Annotated in this window: 21 protein-coding genes; 12 read left to right on the top strand and 9 right to left on the bottom strand. The window is 44.8% G+C overall.

The genetic code is table 11. The annotated features are described in order from the left end of the window. Positions 1-37 precede the first annotated feature (37 nt). The gene (locus H9I35_RS06905) at positions 38-1,054 is read right to left on the bottom strand and encodes a C4-dicarboxylate TRAP transporter substrate-binding protein (RefSeq protein WP_187418697.1); all 1,017 of its coding nucleotides are present in this window, start codon (positions 1,052-1,054) and stop codon (positions 38-40) included. A 147-nt stretch (positions 1,055-1,201) separates the two neighbouring features. Here H9I35_RS06905 and H9I35_RS06900 point away from each other — a divergent pair, with 147 nt between their 5' ends. Next, complete coding sequence (locus tag H9I35_RS06900) at positions 1,202-2,254, top strand: LacI family DNA-binding transcriptional regulator (RefSeq protein ID WP_187418696.1); 1,053 nt, start codon at positions 1,202-1,204, stop codon at positions 2,252-2,254. Between the two features lie 32 nt (positions 2,255-2,286). Here H9I35_RS06900 and H9I35_RS06895 read toward each other — a convergent pair whose 3' ends face one another. Both H9I35_RS06895 and H9I35_RS06890 read right to left on the bottom strand, forming a co-directional pair. After that, positions 2,287-3,132: an HAD-IIA family hydrolase gene (locus H9I35_RS06895; RefSeq protein ID WP_187418695.1), complete on the bottom strand. Its 846-nt coding sequence runs from the start codon at positions 3,130-3,132 to the stop codon at positions 2,287-2,289. A 98-nt stretch (positions 3,133-3,230) separates the two neighbouring features. Then, positions 3,231-4,121, bottom strand: coding sequence for an Rpn family recombination-promoting nuclease/putative transposase (locus H9I35_RS06890; RefSeq protein ID WP_187418694.1), 891 nt, complete (start codon positions 4,119-4,121; stop codon positions 3,231-3,233). A gap of 316 nt (positions 4,122-4,437) precedes the next feature. Here H9I35_RS06890 and H9I35_RS06885 point away from each other — a divergent pair, with 316 nt between their 5' ends. From H9I35_RS06885 to H9I35_RS06875, 3 genes are all read left to right on the top strand, one after another. Continuing rightward, positions 4,438-5,466, top strand: a complete 1,029-nt coding sequence (locus tag H9I35_RS06885; protein ID WP_187418693.1) for a cytidylate kinase-like family protein — start codon at positions 4,438-4,440, stop codon at positions 5,464-5,466. A 265-nt stretch (positions 5,467-5,731) separates the two neighbouring features. After that, on the top strand, positions 5,732-6,109 hold the full coding sequence (locus tag H9I35_RS06880) for an NlpC/P60 family protein (protein ID WP_371809475.1): 378 nt from the start codon (positions 5,732-5,734) through the stop codon (positions 6,107-6,109). 2 nt (positions 6,110-6,111) lie between these two features. Further along, positions 6,112-6,690, top strand: a complete 579-nt coding sequence (locus tag H9I35_RS06875; protein ID WP_187418691.1) for a hypothetical protein — start codon at positions 6,112-6,114, stop codon at positions 6,688-6,690. 195 nt (positions 6,691-6,885) lie between these two features. Here H9I35_RS06875 and H9I35_RS06870 read toward each other — a convergent pair whose 3' ends face one another. Continuing rightward, on the bottom strand, positions 6,886-7,674 hold the full coding sequence (locus tag H9I35_RS06870) for a formylglycine-generating enzyme family protein (protein WP_187418690.1): 789 nt from the start codon (positions 7,672-7,674) through the stop codon (positions 6,886-6,888). A gap of 220 nt (positions 7,675-7,894) precedes the next feature. On the opposite strand from H9I35_RS06870, the gene H9I35_RS06865 reads away from it, so the two are divergent. Continuing rightward, the gene (locus tag H9I35_RS06865; protein WP_187418689.1) at positions 7,895-8,173 is read left to right on the top strand and encodes a FitA-like ribbon-helix-helix domain-containing protein; all 279 of its coding nucleotides are present in this window, start codon (positions 7,895-7,897) and stop codon (positions 8,171-8,173) included. After that, positions 8,157-8,555: a PIN domain-containing protein gene (locus H9I35_RS06860; RefSeq protein WP_187418688.1), complete on the top strand. Its 399-nt coding sequence runs from the start codon at positions 8,157-8,159 to the stop codon at positions 8,553-8,555. Before H9I35_RS06865 ends, H9I35_RS06860 begins: the two co-directional genes overlap by 17 nt. A 167-nt stretch (positions 8,556-8,722) precedes the next feature. On the opposite strand, the gene H9I35_RS06855 is transcribed toward H9I35_RS06860, so the two are convergent. From H9I35_RS06855 to H9I35_RS06835, 4 genes are all read right to left on the bottom strand, one after another. Continuing rightward, positions 8,723-9,145, bottom strand: a complete 423-nt coding sequence (locus H9I35_RS06855; protein ID WP_187418687.1) for a hypothetical protein — start codon at positions 9,143-9,145, stop codon at positions 8,723-8,725. Between the two features lie 217 nt (positions 9,146-9,362). Next, the gene (locus tag H9I35_RS06850; protein WP_187418686.1) at positions 9,363-10,349 is read right to left on the bottom strand and encodes an ankyrin repeat domain-containing protein; all 987 of its coding nucleotides are present in this window, start codon (positions 10,347-10,349) and stop codon (positions 9,363-9,365) included. 222 nt (positions 10,350-10,571) lie between these two features. Further along, complete coding sequence (locus H9I35_RS12455; RefSeq protein WP_252722622.1) at positions 10,572-10,751, bottom strand: hypothetical protein; 180 nt, start codon at positions 10,749-10,751, stop codon at positions 10,572-10,574. A gap of 357 nt (positions 10,752-11,108) precedes the next feature. After that, positions 11,109-11,504 carry a nuclear transport factor 2 family protein gene (locus H9I35_RS06835; protein ID WP_187418685.1) on the bottom strand — a complete coding sequence of 132 codons (396 nt, stop codon included), beginning with the start codon at positions 11,502-11,504 and terminating at the stop codon, positions 11,109-11,111. Between the two features lie 132 nt (positions 11,505-11,636). Here H9I35_RS06835 and H9I35_RS06830 point away from each other — a divergent pair, with 132 nt between their 5' ends. The 4 genes from H9I35_RS06830 (at position 11,637) to H9I35_RS06815 (ending at position 14,285) form a co-directional block, all read left to right on the top strand. Next, a complete protein-coding gene (locus tag H9I35_RS06830; RefSeq protein WP_187418684.1) occupies positions 11,637-11,981 on the top strand; it encodes a winged helix-turn-helix transcriptional regulator in 345 nt (114 codons plus the stop codon). A gap of 81 nt (positions 11,982-12,062) precedes the next feature. Then, entirely contained in the window at positions 12,063-12,938 is an 876-nt protein-coding gene (locus H9I35_RS06825; protein WP_187418683.1) for a ketopantoate reductase family protein, read from the top strand. A gap of 49 nt (positions 12,939-12,987) precedes the next feature. Beyond that, complete coding sequence (locus tag H9I35_RS06820; RefSeq protein WP_187418682.1) at positions 12,988-13,590, top strand: Type 1 glutamine amidotransferase-like domain-containing protein; 603 nt, start codon at positions 12,988-12,990, stop codon at positions 13,588-13,590. Next, a complete protein-coding gene (locus H9I35_RS06815) occupies positions 13,587-14,285 on the top strand; it encodes an SGNH/GDSL hydrolase family protein (RefSeq protein ID WP_187418681.1) in 699 nt (232 codons plus the stop codon). Before H9I35_RS06820 ends, H9I35_RS06815 begins: the two co-directional genes overlap by 4 nt. Positions 14,286-14,318: 33 nt before the next feature. Here the strand turns inward: H9I35_RS06815 and H9I35_RS06810 are convergent, their stop codons facing one another. Next, positions 14,319-14,771: an RpiB/LacA/LacB family sugar-phosphate isomerase gene (locus H9I35_RS06810; RefSeq protein ID WP_187418680.1), complete on the bottom strand. Its 453-nt coding sequence runs from the start codon at positions 14,769-14,771 to the stop codon at positions 14,319-14,321. Between the two features lie 391 nt (positions 14,772-15,162). On the opposite strand from H9I35_RS06810, the gene H9I35_RS06805 reads away from it, so the two are divergent. Further along, positions 15,163-16,413 (top strand): four-carbon acid sugar kinase family protein, encoded by a 1,251-nt coding sequence (locus H9I35_RS06805; protein ID WP_187418679.1) that lies wholly within the window; start codon positions 15,163-15,165, stop codon positions 16,411-16,413. Next, positions 16,410-17,450, top strand: a complete 1,041-nt coding sequence (gene pdxA, locus H9I35_RS06800) for a 4-hydroxythreonine-4-phosphate dehydrogenase PdxA (protein WP_187418678.1) — start codon at positions 16,410-16,412, stop codon at positions 17,448-17,450. Before H9I35_RS06805 ends, pdxA begins: the two co-directional genes overlap by 4 nt. The last annotated feature ends 87 nt before the right edge of the window (positions 17,451-17,537 follow it).

The raw sequence follows: 17,537 nt of genomic DNA, 5'->3' as shown, positions 1-17,537 counted from the left end.
TTATGCGCCGCTGCGATACACGATTATATGCGTACGATTATTTTTTCGGCATTTTTGCGAGTTCCGCGCGGAATTTGTCTACGATGCCGGGTGTCGTGCCTTTCATGTTGGCATACACCGGAGCGACGGCTTTTGCGAACGCATCGTGATCGACTTCATTGAACGTAATGCCCTGCGATTCGAGCTTCGCTTTTGCCGTGTTGTAGTTTTTCGAAACTTCCGAAATCATGTGAGCTGCGCCCTTCGTAAACTCTTCCTGAATGATGATCTGATATTCTTTCGGAATGGAATTGAACAAATCCGCGTTGATGTATACGCCGCATGTTCCGAGAAAGTGATTCGTGAGCGCCATCTTTTTTGCGACTTCGGAACTGCCGTTTACACCGTATGCGTCCATCGTTCCTTCAAGACCGTCGACGACGCCCTGCTGTACGGCGGAAATCGTTTCGGAAAACGGCAGCGGCGTTGCGCTCGCGCCCATGGCGTTGAGCGTGTTGATAAAGAGCTGGCTGCCCGGTACGCGGATTTTCATGCCTTTCAAATCCGCCGGCGTTTTAATGACTTTATTCGTCATCAAACTTCTGAAGCCGAAAATATAATCGAGAGCGAGTACTTTGATTCTGTGTTTGTCTTCGACTTCTTTGATCATGCGTTTGACCAAATCGGTGCGGATGAGATATTCGTATTGATCGAAATTGCTGTAGAGCATGGGGCCGACGAGTGCGTTGAAATCGGCAACGTAGTCGCCGAGGTAAGACGGGTCTTCCACCGAAATGAATTTCGCACCCTGTACGACCTGCTCGACGCCGTCTTTGTACGTTGCAAGCTGTCCCTGCGGATACTGCTGAATTTCGATTGCTCCGTTCGTACGCTTTGCAATATTGTCGCAGACGATCGTAAGCGATTTTGTCAGCTGTTCGTTCGGTGCGAATACGTGGCTCATTCTTAAAACGAGCTTGTAATTTTTTTTGCCCGATGCCTTTTTCTGGGCTCCCAGCGTATTTGCCGAAAGCAAAATCGCACATGCGGCAAAAAAGATTAACGGTTTTTTCATAGGTCCTCCTGCGTTGATAATTCAACAAAATTAAACAATAGGCGATAGATATTTATCCGTATTTTCCCTTAATCATAAGGCCAAAAGAGGCGCTTGTCAAATTTTTCTTGCGTTTTCTTTAAAGTCGTGTTAAATTTTGTTTAATAAATGAAAGCAAAACCGACTTTGCGCGATATCGCCGATGCCGTTCACGTTTCAACGGCAGCCATTTCAATGATACTCGCAGGAAAAAATCTTTCCCGCTTTTCCGACGATACGATCGAAGCCGTCTACGCCGCCGCTCGAAAATTCAACTATAAACCGAAACACGGTACCGATAAAACGGGCATCATCGTTATCGTCTGTCCGTCCATAATCAATCCGTACTACGCGACGCTTCTGCAAGGTATGGAACTTGCCGCCGAAAAAAACGGTTATACGACGCTCATCTACAATACATATTGGAATATCGAACGCGAAAAGAAAATCATCGCATTTGCGCAGAACCCCGCCGTGCGCGGATTGATTTTTTCGATGGTACCGCAGCAGCCCGGACTTGCCGAAAAAATGGCCGACAGTCTGCCGGTCGTCGCGGTCGGAGACAAACAGGATGCGCTGCGGATCGATATGGCGGAAATAAACAATTTCGACGCGGGTTATCAAATGGGAACGCATTTGATTTCGCTCGGACACAAGCGCGTCTGCTATGTTTCGACGACGCTCAACAAATATCATTCTTCGCGCGTGCTGCGCTACAGGGGATTGTGCGAAAGCTTTAAAAAATTCGGCAGCGGTGCCGTATCGCTTATTACGAGCGACGTCGATCCGATGTCGGAGCTTTCGACCGTTGAAATCGAGCACCGCACGGGACGTATGCTCGCAAAAAAATGCATAGGGATGTATCCCGATGTTACCGCGATCGTCGCCATCAACGACATGGTCGCTTACGGCGTCATCGACGAAATCATCGAAGAGGGGTTCCGCATTCCCGGCGACTACAGCGTATGCGGCTTCGACAATATCTACCCGTCCAAGTTCAGCGGAGTGTCGCTTACGACGATAGATCACTTTATCAACCAGCGCGGGCAGAGTGCTTTTTCGCTTTTGCAGGCGAAGCTTGAAAACGGCGATACCGAACACTTTGCCGTAACGCATCTTGAATTTAAAAACAAACTTATCGGCAGGATGACTACGGGGAAGCCTCGGACGAAAGCGCATTGAAGATGCGCCGGAAAAAAATAGATATTACCGTTTTATTTCAGGAACGAACCGATTTCGCGCAAGTCGCGGAAAATCGCATCGGGTTTCGTGTCGGATTTTTGTACGTCGCGCATATTCGCTTCACCGGTAAGCACAAGAAATCCGTGAGCGCCGTTGTTGACGCCGACTGCTATGTCGGTGTAGAGGCGATCGCCGACAAAGGCGATTTCGCTGCGGTTTTTCCAGCCTGCACGGAGCATCGCCATGTCGACGGTTTCGGGATTCGGCTTTCCGAGCGATTTTACTTCGCCGACCCCCGCCGACAGCGAAATCATCGCACAGAACGCGCCGACGTCTGTAATGTAGCCGTTTTCGACGGGGCAGTTGATGTCGGGATGCGTCGCAAGATAAACGGCGCCGGCGCGCACGTAGTCGCTTGCCTTTACGATCTTTTCGTACGTGAGTGTCGTATCGAAACCGATGACGACGATATCCGGATCGTCTTCGACGAGGTCGATTCCCCCTTCTCGGAAACTTTTGATAAGCGCTTCCGTTCCGACGAGGTATACCCGCTTTCCCGGATACGCGGCGTTCAGGTATTCGATCGTTACGTCTCCGCTCGTCATGATCCGTTCACGCGAAATAAAGCAGTTCATACCCGCAAGTTTTTCGATGTACACGTCGGGACTTTTCGACGAATTGTTCGTAAAAAACAAATAATCGCGTCCGGTTTTTTCGAGCGTCTTTAAAAAATCGAGACTGCCCGGTAAAATCGTGTTGCCGAGATAAAAAGTGCCGTCCATGTCGAGCACAAAATGCTTGCACGAATTGACGAGCGCGGCGCGGTCTATGCCTTTGTTAAACGCTTCGACGTCTTTCGGATCGTTATGATTCAGCATCTCAAAACCTCTTTGCCGCAATCCTAGCCGACCGGAGCGTATGTGTCAACGCAGCGGATGCACGCAGGACGCGAGATACGGCGGAACGGAGAGTAGCATTACAGCTGTTTGACTTCCGCTTCGGAGAGACCGGTCATCGTGCAGATTTCCGCAATCGGGTAATTATGCGCGCGCATGAGCTTCGCCGTCTCAACTGCTTTTTGGTATGCGCCTTCGGAAAAACCTTTGACTTCGCCTTGCGCAATGCCTTCCTGCAGGGCGATTTCCCGCTCTTCTTTCCGCTGCACGGCGATGTCTATATCGTAATCATATTCGGCAATTAACATATTCATCACCTCCCGACTTTTTCTTTGTAAATACTCCCGCAGGATGTCGTTTTGTATGCATTCTTTGATCACGTTCTTAAAGCCGTTTTCACTGTCAAGTTTCGTATGCCTGCGTATGGCTTCAACGAACAGCGTATACTCTTTCAGCAGTTTACACGTATGCAATATCTTACTTCCCTTATTATAATTGATATTCGTCACGCTGACAACGAGTTCGAGTGCAGGTTTTTCAGGCAGCGTCATAAAGGCGTCGGAAAGCCGTAACGTCGATTTTTCAGGATAATCCTCTTCACCGTTATAGAACACGTAAAACTCGGGCGTAGGGATTTTTTTCAGGTGCTTGAGATAGCGGTCGCGGGGATTTTGAATGCATTCGTAGAGGCGTGCGGCATACTGCAAAAAGCGGAGCGGCATATTCGCGTTGATTGTGGATTGGTGCTCTGTCAGGGCGATGATTTTACCGTCTATGAGATAGGCGACGTCGTTTCGAAAAGCCATATACATGACCTGTTCGAGGCTTAGCTGCTCGAGTTCCGTAGATGTGTCGAAATTTGTCCCATGGAGCGCGTTGTAGAGCGAGAGAAAATTGCTTTTTGCATTTTTATCTTCACCGAATAAATCAACGAAAACGGAATCTTTGTATCGGCGATTGTGTTTCGGCATGAAATACCCCCGTTATATAAATCGAGGAAAAGTTTTGATTTAGGAGTTTTTCGGAGATTTTTTTGAGGGCAGAGAGTATCCGCAATGCAGACGGGGCGTTGCGGGGTGTCCCCGCCGGAAGGGGCAGCGCGCAACGGAGTGCGCGCGAGGGGAAGGCTTTCCCCCTTAAAATATACATATGGAAGTTTTTTTAACTGCTCGATTGCAGACGAGTCTGAGAGTTTTCCCCATTATTTTTTCCGTTCACAAATCCGTTGGAATATGTTATACTGATCTTACGGATCGCATCCGTGTGTACGATAAAGGGGCGTTTTATATGGATATAAAAATCATCACCGTCAGCAGGCAGTTCGGTTCGGGCGGACGCATCATCGCAAAAGACGTTGCGGATAAACTCGGTTGGAAATTTTACGATAAGGAAATCATAGAAAAGATTGCGGAAAAGAGCGGGCTTGCAAAGGAGTTTATCGAAGAGCGGGGTGAATACGCGTCCGCGGGACAAAACCTCGTGTACAGCGCGCCGGCGGGTTTCGGCGGATTTTCTACGGGGCAGTCGGTATTCGATAAACTGTATGTGATGCAGTACAATATTATCCGGGAGATTGCGGAAGAGGGGCCGTGCGTCATCGTCGGGCGATGCGCCGATTATGTACTGCGCGACAGAACGGATTGCTTTCACGTCTTTATCTATGCGGATATGGATTTCCGTATTGAGCGCTCGACGAATATTTATAAAGTCGATACGCCGAATGTGGAGCGTTATCTGCTCGACCGCGACAAAAAGCGGAAGCTTTATTACAAATACAATACCGACCGCGTTTGGGGCGAAGTAAAAAATTATGACTTATGTCTCAAAAGCAGCGCGATCGGATTGGATACCTGCGCGGCGATGATTTGCGATGCGGCACAGCACAAAACCGTCGGTCCCGTACGTAAATCGATCGATGCTGCGGAAAAGGCGATGACGGCGGCTGCCAAAAAGATCGCAACGGGTTTGAAAAAATCGCCGGCTGCGGCAGCAACGAAAAAAATTGCGGATGACATAAAAGCATCGGCTCCGAAGGCTGCAAAAAAAATCGCGGAAGAAGTCAAAAAAACCGCTCCCGAAACCGTGCGTAAAATCACCGCGGAAGTAAAAAAATCGTCGGCGAGTGCGGGAAAGACGGCGGCTTCCGCTGTGAAAAAGATTGCGGCAAACGTAAAAAAATCAGCCCCGAAAGCGGAAAAAGAAGCGGCCGAAGCTGCGAAGAAAATTGCGTCGAGCGTAAAAAAAGCGGTGTCGTCAGGCAGTGCGGAGCGCGCAGCAAAGGCAAAGGCGAAAAAAAAGGCTGACCGAGCAGAATAATAAAAAGAAGGTTCACGGGGAAATTTTCCTCTGTATGGCTTCGCAAGATATTCTCACTTAAATACCGACTTATGGTCTAAGAATCCCGATGTTGTTACATCTGTGAATGGTTCGTTGCAATTAAAATATGATTCGGTGTGGGGATTAAGCGGAACTTTGAATTCTGCTACCAGTGATCTTGCCTTCAGATCGAACCATTTAGCAAAGAATTCCATCTAGAAAAATGATTATCAAACCATGTACTATATACAGAACTATTTAACCGATAAAGAGTATTCTTACAAGTGATTCGAAAGGCTTTAACTGTATCGGTTTTGTGACGTATATGTACAACATAGAGCCGAAGTATGATGTAGCGAATTTTGAAAAATACGATCAATTTGAAAGTCTGGATGGGATAAAATCGTTTAAGAATTTACAAATAGGGGATGTTATAAGATGGCAAGGAGTAGAGATTGCAACTGGAGAGGTAAATAATCATGTACAGATTTATGCGGGGAATGGTTATGTATGGGAATCGACTCTTTCAACAACAAATCAAAGCGGAGTACGATATTGGACACTTTCGTCTATTAGAAACTGGTATAGAAATAATACGACCTATAAAGTAGATTACTTTAGATATAAAAAAGGAAATAAATAAGGATGACAGAGAAGCAGAAAGAAATTGTAAATGTGATAAAGAGGTTTGTTGTAAGCGGTATATCATTATTTATAGTATTTTGTGTTTTCTCCGTATTGTATGTAAATCATGGAAAGAGAAAACAGATTTCCTTTGATCGTAATAAGGCAATAGAATTCGTGCAAAGATATCGAGAAGCAAAGTCTCATGGCTGGACACAAAGTGATACAATATTTTCAAAAGATGTTGCCGATAAATTCGAGGACGAGCAATTTGTTTCAATGGTAAGCGATCGACCTAGAAAATATGTAGTACTGAAAGATAATTTTTCTGCAAAGTCATGTGAAAAGCGAGATGATCTTGTCGACCCATGGGGGCATAACTGTTATACTATTACAGGAGAGGAAGTTATAATAGGATATGTTGTTGAAGGCAAATTGCAGATGCTGGAAGACCCGAAAATTCTTTTTCCTGTAAAATATTCTATTGTGGTGACAGGATATAATAAATTTAAGGTCATAATGGACGCAATGCATGGAGATTGGTATATCCTTGAAAAAGATGTTCCGTTACTTTTAAATCGGCTGAATACGGAAAAATAAAACCTACGCCGCCTCGGAGCCGTGCCGCAGGCAGCGACCGGAGCGGAGCGAGGACGCCGCGCGTGAGCAAGCGGCGGAGGGGCGGTTGGCAAAAAAGTTCCGTCCGAAAATTTATTAATTATTAAAAACCGTCACGGGTTTTTGCGCTCGGTGAACTCTGTAAAAAAGTCTGCGGCGTAGGCACGGAGAAAATTGTTATTTTTTCGAGCGGACGACGCGCATACCGATAAAGTTGTAGCGGGAAGCGGGGCTGCCGCAGTTTCTGAAATACGGCGAGCAGTCGGATGCTTCGGCATTCCATGCGCCGCCGCGTCCCATGCGGTCGGTGTTGTCGGCTGTGCGTTCGGCGCCGCGCGGGTTTACGAATTCGCCGGCCGTATAGCAGTCGTACCAATCCCAGCACCATTCCCATACGTTTCCGAAAAGATCGTAAAAGCCGAGCACGGAAGGCGATTTTAAACACACGGCATGTGTCATGCAGTCGCTGTTGTTTTTGTTCCACGATCGGTTTTCGTCGGCGTCTTTCGCCGCTTTTTTTTGGCCGTCGTGAACGCCGCCGCGAGCCGCGTATTCCCATTCGGATTCGGTCGGGAGCCGGTAGCCGTTCGCTTCCCAGCGGCATTGGGCGTTGTCCCAGACGTTGTTTTGTTCGTCGGGAACGGCGCCCCATTTTTTCGGATCGGATTCGCCTTTGATGATATAGCACGGGTTCAGTTTTTCGGCGATGCTGCGTTTGTTGCAGTAGACGAATGCGTCGTACTGGCTTATGTGTTCGACGGGGCGTTTGATTTGCGATTCGCCTTTTTTCGGACTGCTTGAAAAATATGCGGGATTTACACCCATGATTTTTTTCCATTCGGCTTGGGTAACCAAATGTTCGTCCATGTAAAAATCGTCGACGGTAACGGTATGTACCGGCCGTTCGTCGGCCATACCGGTCGGAGAACCCATTTGAAATGTGCCGCCCTTAACTAAAATCATCATGTTCCCGTATTATAACACACCTTTTGAAATTTATCAAAAAATTGTGCCGGGGTTTTAGCCGGAGGCCTTTTCCGGGTGAAAATAATGTCATACCGCTCGACCAGCGGCTCCCGTATCGTTTTTTTTCATCGCTTTCCGAATCGGCACTTTCTTTGATAAAAAAATGAACTTTGCTTGATTTTTCATACAGCTTACCGTATAGTATACACGGAGGCAAAACATGGCAATATTACAAGTCCGCGATATGGATGACCGCTTATACGACAGGTTGAAGTTCGCCGCAAAACGTGATAACCGTTCAATCAGTCAGCAAGTTATTACCATTTTGCAAAATTATTTTACTTCCGTTCCCGTAAAACCGAAAAATGCCACAGAAGAATTTTTGAAACTTTCGGGCTCGTGGGAAGATGCGAGAAATACGAAAGAAATTATTGACGATATAAGAACTTCCCGTGTCAATTCAACAAGATTCGAGGCTGTAGATGGCATATTTGATTGATACCGACATCATAATATTCGCACTGAGAGGCGACAAGACGGTATTGGCAAAATTCGAAGAAAACAAAAATATCCCTATTTCAATTTCGCTGATTACGTATGCAGAACTTGTCTTTGGGGCAAAACGGTCCGGGAATGAGCAGAAAAATATGCTAAAAGTAAATCGTATTCGCGAAATTTATCCTGTCGAAGAGTTGAATATCGGTATTATGGAGCTATTTGCCGATATAAAAGCGAACATGTATTCCAAAGCAATAAGAATAGAAGACATGAATCTGTTTATTGCAGCGACGGCAATTTACAATGATTTGACTTTAGTAACAAATAATACAAAGCATTTCAGGAACATTCCGCTATTGAAATTGGAAAACTGGAAAACATAATAAGAGCAGCCGGAAGCAAAAAAAGAATTTTCGCCGTATTTTGATTCCGTTTTTAAAGACTGCAAATCCGTGATGATTATAGCAAACAGTATTGGCGCGTTTTTTGCCATGCACGCTTTATCCGATATGCCGATAGAAAAGGCGTATTTTATTTCTCCCAATATTGTTTATATTTTTTCATAACAACTCAAAAAATAGCGATTTGTAAATGAAGGAACAAGTTCTCCCTCAACATCATTTAATCTTAAAATCAGCGCATTTTCTTTTATATCTATAATCTGAAAAACGTCCTGTTTTATTTCACTTTGGAAATCTTCATCACCGTAAGAAGCCCTGACTGTTATGGTTTTATTCTTTATTGAAACGGAATATTTCCCCGATCCCCCTGCACCTGATTCAAGTAACCCCATCACATATGCACCGGATGATTCAAACTTCCTATAAGCCCTGTCGGTTATCCAAGGGAATCTGCATAGGTACCTTTTTAAATCATCATCAGACCAATTATCGATTGAAAAAGGTTCTAATTTATCTGTTAAATAACCGCCGAAAACCCAACCATATATATTTTTGTACATATAAAACGTCATGATAATCTCCGTCATTGGAAAACAACGCTGCATAATGGCTTCGGGTCTTTTTCAGAATATTATCATATTGTACGGGAATATATGTTCCGATATATTCTGGAGGTACGCTTTTTAGATAAAACTCATCTTTTTTTGACTGCGGAAAAATGAGGATACACAGATACACAAAAAATGCCGCCGCAGAAAAATGCTTTTTTAAATACATGATTTATCCGCCTTAATCGGGAGCTTGCCGTTCGGCTTGTTTTATTTTGAATGTAAGTAATTGGCTGATATCCTGCACCTTGAATTCGACAAATTGATATAAGTCGTCGGGATTGGAGACCTTTAACGGTTGGTCAAAATCCGGATTTGTACCGTAGTTGCCTCCGTTGATGTCTACCCATTGGTAGGGAGCAAGGGGGCTGTTGCCGGTTTGAGCCATAAGCATATAGGTATCTTCCGAAAGTTCCGTATCGATCAGCTGCCGTAAGATTTCGTTTTTATCGGTGTACGAATTGATTTCAACATTTAAATTCATGCTTGCAAATAATTCAATCAAGCTTTCTTTTTTCACCGCTGCCTGAGGCTGTCCGTTCACTTCGGAAAAATCAAACAGCTCTTGCGAGTTTAGCATGTCGGGCTGCACAAAAGGATAGTAAACAACAATCATATTTACTATACAAAAAAAGAAATTACCGACATTGCCGAAGCTTAAGTCCGCATATTTAAACTCTTGGGAACCGTGCTTTAAAAGCAGCTGCCTGGTTTTTTCGGCGTTTGCGAAGGCTTTTGGGGGAATTATCTGATCCGAATAAAACTTAAAGGTACTGAATTGAGTTGCATCGATCGGCTTGAGTCCCGTAACATCATTTTTGCGGTTTACATCCACCTTATATTTGAGTAAGGTTTGTATTTTTTCATGGGAACATGAGTAGGCAAGAAGATAGAGCAGGGATATATTATTTGCTGCGGGCTTATCAAAATCAAAGCCTTTTTTATGCAAAAGCGTGCAGGCTTTTTTAAATTCTTCGGGAGGAAAATAGGCGAGCGATACTTGGACATTCATTCCGTGCTCATCGGTTTCATTCAGGTTCGCTCCGTTTTTTAACGCTTTTTCAAAAAGCCTGTAATCCCGGGCTTTTGCCGCTTCAATAAGAGATTGCGCAGAACCCGCTGCGGCAATCATGAGTATAATAAAAAATATGGAAAATGCTTTTTTCATACCGATAGTATACCATGTCTTTATGTATTAAGTTAAGACCGGCAACAAAGAGTTTCTAAAACAAAGTACATATCCATGCGAGTGCGGCGCAAATCGGAATATATACAATGTAATGCATAATTAAAAATCTTATAAAGAACTGAATGAAATTAAAATCATTATGAATTCCGTTCCATGCTCCAAGGATAAATGCACTCAAAAAAATAAGAAGAGCACATGCAATTATAATCCGCCGATTATATGGGCACCGCGGAATCTTTCTTTTCTGTCGGGAACGGCGTCATAGACTTCTTTTGGAGCCGAAGAAAAAAACTTTTTGTCCTGAACAAAGGCCACTCCTCCATACAGCAAAAGAAAATAAAACACCATCAGCATAAGCGTTGCTGTTATCGTTATTGTCATTTTCTATACTCCTTATCGACGGCGTTGAAGCCGGTGTTAGGTGCTATTTCAAATTATTATAGTGAGACCACATTCTAATAATTTTTACTGTACCCTCATATTCAATATTATCTTCTACCATTCTTTCAACATAAATTTGATAGACAAATCTATGCTGAATATTTAATCTTCTGGAAAAAAGACCTGACAGATTTCCTACCAATTCAGCAGTTGCAGTTCCTAGTAATTCTAAAACTTTTTCCGTACTTAGTTTTTCTGTTTGATATACAAAAGATGCACAATAGCGCAATGTCAGGTTAAATGAATGTTATACGTCTTTTATTTACTATGATGAATTACCCATAACACGGAAAAATTCTATACTTTGTCCCAAAATGTATCTTCTGCCGATTGTTGTTCGGCAAAAGTCCATACTTCTTGTATCTTGCCGTTTTCTATTTTGAATAGATCAATGCCCGGATCATTCAGCTTGTCAGAACCTCTCTCTGCTACGGAAACAACACTTGCAGCAACAAAACAATCGTTACTTGCAGCCCAATTGGTAATAACTTTAAATGTGCCGCCGCTCCTTTTTGCAAATTCCCCTAAACGCTCTCCCAGTGCCTGTTTCCCTACAACCGTACCTGAAAGCGAACTTTCGCCTCCCATGTGCCATACGATAGTATCGGACAGTGTTGCAAAAACTCCTGCAAAATCACCTCTTTCCAATGCATCCCGATAAGCATCAAATACCTTCATCGCTTCATTTTTCATAAAATTCCTCCGGTAAATATTTAGAAAGATTCCTCTCTTCTATGGATATTATTATACTCCCTTATCTTGATTTTACAAGTACGAACATTTATAATACACAGTATCTAATATACTACCGTAAAGGAGTTTTTTATGATGTCGATTTATGATAAGTGTCCCTTCGCTACTACGCAAAGAGTATTGCAAGGAAAATGGGCGATTATAATTTTATATCATCTGAGTACGGGTACAAAAAGGTTTAATGAACTTCAAAGATTAATGCCTTCAACAACTCGAACTGTTTTAACAAGGCAGCTTCGTCAGCTTGAAAAAGATAAACTGATCGACCGAAAAGTCTTTGCCGAAGTCCCGCCTCATGTTGAATACTCTTTAAGTAAATTGGGAACTCAGTTTCAAAAAGTGTTAGACGAGATTGAGACTTTCGGTTTGAATTATATCGCCGAATTACATAAAATACAAAAAAGAAAAAGCAGTTGAATTTACACCGATATTTTAGTTTTTTATACTGAAATCTATTTGTGGAATAATTTTCAATTCAGAGGAGACCGCAATCGACAAATGAAAATTTTAATCTACGGTGCGGGCGTAATCGGCGGTGTGTATGCCGCGGCGTTCGCCGAAGCAGGCTATGACACGACAGTGTACGCAAGAGGGAAAAGACTTGAAACGCTGAAAACCCGCGGCTTGCTGTATGAAAAAAACGGCAAACAGTATAAAGCAAAGGTTAAAGTTATCGATACATTACAAAACGATAACGTCTATGATTTTATCTTTTTGACGGTAAAAGAAAATCAAGTGCATACGGCGCTCGAAGAACTCCGGTCAAACGGCAGCCCGAATATCGTTACAATGGTCAATACGCTTGAACCTTACGCCGACTGGGAGAACCTGTGCGGCGAAGGGCGTATTATCCCCGCGTTTCCGGGGGCGGGCGGCAACTATGAAGACGGCGTGCTGAAAGCGGATTTTACGCCGCCTTTTATTCAGGCTACGACATTCGCCGAAATCGGCGGGAACACATCGGAGCGGCTGAAAAAACTCGCGGCTCTTTTTAAGACGGCGGGCGTACCGTACCGAATCGTAAAAGACATGCACGGCTGGCAGTTGTGTCACTTGGCGCTGGTTGTTCCGATTGCCGATGCGTATTATAAAGCCGAAAATCCGGAAGAAGTTTGGAAAGAAGCGGACATTATGAACGATACGGCGCGGCACATAAAAAACAATTTTCAAAAATTGTACCGTTCGGGAGTAAAACTTTCACCGCCGAAAATGCACCTTTTGAGGCTGCTGCCGGCTCCCGTGCTGCAAGGCATTTTTACTCAAGTTTTTAAAAGCCGCTTCGGAAATTTATTTATGTACCGGCACTCGATGAAAGCGCCCGACGAAATGAGAGCCCTGCACTCGCAGTTGTATCAATACCTTGCCGGGCTGTAAATATAAACATAAAAGTGATACTATATGTAACCAAAGGAGATTGCAAAGCATGCGTTTATTTTTATGTTCACATTTTTCAAGCGTCGGCTCCGCTGTTGAAAAGCAAATTGCGGGGAAAAAGGTTCTGTTCATTCCGACGGCATCAATACACGAAGGCTATACGGGATATGTCGGTTCGGCACGTAAATTATTCAAAAAAGCGGGCGCCTTGCTGACGGAAATCGATATTTCGAGCGAAGAATTTTCGAAAATAAAAACGCTGTTTGATGATGCCGATGTTATTTATTTTACCGGCGGTAATTCGTTTTTCCTCATCGACTGCTTACGAAAAACCGGAACGGATAAACTTTTAAAACGGCAGCTGGAAAAAGGGAAATTATTTATCGGAGAATCGGCAGGGGCTATCGTATGTGCGCCGACAATTTCTTATATTGAGAAAATGGATCCGATTCCGAAAGATTATTCGCAAAGCGACTATGCCGGATTAAAGCTTATCGATTTTTATATCCTGCCGCATTATCTAACCGCGCCGTTCAAAAAAGCTACGGAGCAAATTATGCAAGCCTTTCCGACGCTTGAAATATGCGCTATCAATAATTCGCAAGCCGTTATTATTGAAGACGGCAAACGAACCATAATCAGCGTGGAATGAAACTCATCTGTATCGGCGACAGCTTAACATTCGGTAATGTCGGCTATTCGTATATTCATTTTTTAAACAAAAAAAATCATGCCGTAAACAAAGGAAAAAACGGCGACACGCTTAGAGGCGCTTACGGCCGGCTCAAAAAAATAATCGATAAGTCCCGACACGGGGGCGGTACATTCATCCTCGGGATCGGTACAAACGATATTCTGCTGCCGTATTTAAAATCCCTTTCTTTGTTTTGGTTTTTGACAATGAATCTGCGCTGCAAAATAAAACGGTGCATAGAAAACGACGATATCTTTGAACGCGAATACGACAGACTTTTGCACTTATGCTCCGAAAAAAACAAACGCGTAATCGTTTTCGGAATGCCGTTTATTAACTTAGAAAATTTTCCGCGCGAAAAGACGATACGAAGAAACGCCGTTATCAAACGATTGGCGCAAAAATATAATTATTCTTTTATCGATATATACGAACTGCAAAAAGAAACGCTTCCACCCGACAAGTGTACCTATACGTGGAAACACGGTTTTGCGTTCAGGCTTATAGATGCCGTCATAATGACGCTGTTGCCGTTTTGTAAAGACGGGTTCGCAAAAACACGAGGCTTGAACGCAAGCGTAGACGGCGTTCATTTTAATTCGTCATCGGCAAAAATTTTGGCTGCGGAAATAGAAAAAGCCGCATTGCGATAAAGTCCGCAAAAGCCGCCGATTCGGCGGCCGCGTTTATTTACCGTATTTTCTTTCTATGGCGGAAAGGGTGTTGACCCGTTCCGTGTAGACGCCGCCTTCAAAGCGGGCATCGAGAAAGGCGTCTACAATCATTTTCGCTTCTTCGGGTCCGACGATGCATACGCCCATGGCGACAGCGTTTATGTCGCTGTGTTCGACGGCGAGCTTTGCCGTACACGGTTCGCTGCACGCCGCAGCTCTTACTCCCGGAACCTTGTTTGCGGCAAGAGAAATGCCGACGCCCGATCCGCACACCATAACGCCTTTTTCAACTTCGCGCGATTTAATCGCTTCGGCAACCTTTAAGCCGAATTCGGCATAGTTTGCCGGAACCTTCGAATCCGAGGCACCGTAATCGACGCATTCGTATCCTTTATTGCGTACGTGCTCCATTAAAGTATGTTTTAATGCGACTCCCGAATGATCGCTTCCGAATCCGATTTTCATATACGCCCCCTTGCTGTATAAAAATTATTAAAACTTCATAGCGAAGTACGATACTATAATAACACATTGATAATTAAAAAAATAGTCTGTCGCTCCGAAATGTTCGGCAATCGGTTTTACGGAATTCGAATTATTGAGAGGAAATTTTCTTTGCACTTAATGTTGCAATAGGCGACTTTAATTGCGTTCTGCAACCTACGGTGCGTATTGCAACATCGAATTTTAATTTCATTAAAAAAAATAAAATATACTATGCGTTTATTTTGCAGCCGTCCGCAGTAACCGCGGTAAACCGCAGCGTTTTCAGTACATAATTCATCTTTTTTCATTCGAAATCTTTGCCGCGTGTTTTAAATCGATTGGCACGGATATTGCAAAGTAAAATTTGTTTATGATTATACTTGCGGATGATTTAACCGGCGCGAACGATACTGCCGTTCAATATAAAAACTGCGGAGCATCTTCAATTGTAAGCGTGGGTATGCCCGATTCCGAAAGTATATCGCGTTTTGCAGGGTACGATGTCATCTCGGTAAATACGGACAGCCGCGCCATGCCGAGCGCAAAAGCCTATGACGCCGTTTACGAAGCGTGCCGATTTTTTAATAAAAACGGAGCCGCCGCTCCCTATAAAAAAATCGATTCGGTGATGCGGGGGAATCCGGGCGCGGAACTCGACGCGGTTATGGATTCCTTCGAAAGCGATTTTGCATTCGTGTGTCCGGCTTATCCCGAAAACGGGCGCATCGTCAAAAGCGGTATATTGTATGCCGGCGACGATAAAATCGATGCGGTAAAAACCGTTGCGGAAGATATGAAGCGTACCGTGCATTCGGTGCCGCTTGAAATCGTTCGGGAAGGAGCGGCAGCTGTCGGAAAATATATGCTTGACGAAGCTTCGAAATCCGGCGCTTCCGTTTTTGTGCTCGACGCATGTTCGGAAAACGATTTGAAATCGATATACGATACTGCTTTGGCTTTTCCTGAAAAATATGTGCTGTGCGGATCGGCGGGGCTTGCACGGTTCGACGCTCTGCGTTTTACGGAAAAGAAAAAAAATCCGTTGAAGGACGGCGTTACGCTCGTCATTTCCGGCTCGCGCAATAAAAAAACGCGTATGCAGTTTCAAAAGCTCTGCGACTATGTACATACGCGCTGCATCGTTGCCGATACGAAAACGATAAAATACGGCGGTGAAAGCAAGGTATTGAACGATTGCTTTGAAAAAGCCGCTCACAGAATCGCTGCGGGAGATACGACACTCCTCGTCGTGCTTTCGAGTTTGTTTGAAGATTTTACGATTGTGCTCAAAGACAGCGATGAAAATTATCGCGAAGCGGACGTTCTCTCACGCACTTTGGGTAAACTTGCCGCGCGCATATACGAAGCGTTTCCGCTTCGGGCGATCGTTTCATGCGGCGGCGATACGACGCTGCGGCTGTGTAATGCGCTGGGTGCTTTCGGTATCGAGCCCGTTTGCGAGATAGTGCCGGGTACGCCGCTCGGTATTTTGGTCGGAGGCAAAGCGGATTCGCTTCCGATCATCACGAAATCGGGCGGCTTCGGGGACGATTCGGTACTTACCGAATGTGTCGATTTTCTATTAAAATATACAAACCATGATGAATGGAGGCATACATGAACGAAAGACCGATTATCGGTATTACGATGGGAGATCCCGCAGGCTGCGGTCCCGAACTGTCGGTAAAAGCGCTGCGCAATCCGGACGTCTATAAAATATGCCGGCCCTTCGTCGTCGGCGATGTAAAGATGATCGAAGATTCGCTTCGCATCTTAAAAGATACGTCGACAAAAATAAACCGCATCGCATCAGTCAAAGAGGCGAAGTTCGAACTCGGTACGATCGACGTATATCACCTCGAACTCGTCGATATGTCGAAATTCGAATACGGAAAAGTGAGCGCAATGTGCGGAGAAGCCGCTTTTCAATGCGTCATAAAGGTTATCGATATGGCGATGAAAGGCGAAATCGACGCAACGGTGACGAACGCATTCAACAAAGAGGCGATCAATCTTGCGGGGCATCATTACAGCGGACATACGGAAATATACGCCGATTATACGCATACGAAAAAATATGCGATGATGCTCGCCGGAGACGATCTTCGCGTCGTACACATGTCGACGCACATATCGCTGCGCGAAGCGTGCGACCGTGCGAAAAAAGAGCGGGAGCTCGAATGCATACGTCTTGCAAATCAGGCGTGCAAACAGCTCGGCATAGAACATCCGAAAGTAGGAGTCTGCGGTCTTAACCCCCACGCGGGAGAAAACGGTTTATTCGGCGACGAAGAAATCAAGGAAATTATTCCGGCAATAGAACAGGCGAAAAGCGAAGGCATCGACGTCGACGGGCCTCTTCCCGCCGATACGGCATTTTCGAAAGCGCGCGGCGGCTGGTACGACGTGCTTGTCGTTCAGTACCACGATCAGGGACACATACCGCTGAAAGTACTCGGTTTCGTATACGACAAAGCGGCAAAAAAATGGGGAGCCGTAGAAGGCGTCAATATAACGCTCGGTCTTCCGATCATCCGCGTATCCGTCGATCACGGAACGGCTTTCGGTCATGCGGGACAAGGTATTCAAAACGAGTTGAGCTTGCTCAATTCGATTCAATATGCGACTTCGTTTGCCAAAAATCGAAATATCAAATAAATCCGGTTTTGTTTGAATCATCTCTCAGGCCGAAAGGGAGTCCGTAAAGTTATTTTTCAGGGGGTTCCCCGCCTCAGGCGGGTCGGG

This window comes from Treponema sp. Marseille-Q4132 (genome assembly GCF_014334835.1).
Lineage (GTDB): Bacteria > Spirochaetota > Spirochaetia > Treponematales > Treponemataceae > Treponema_D > Treponema_D paredis.
Note: the sequence above shows the minus strand (reverse complement) of the source record. Positions and strands in the feature narration are given on the sequence as shown.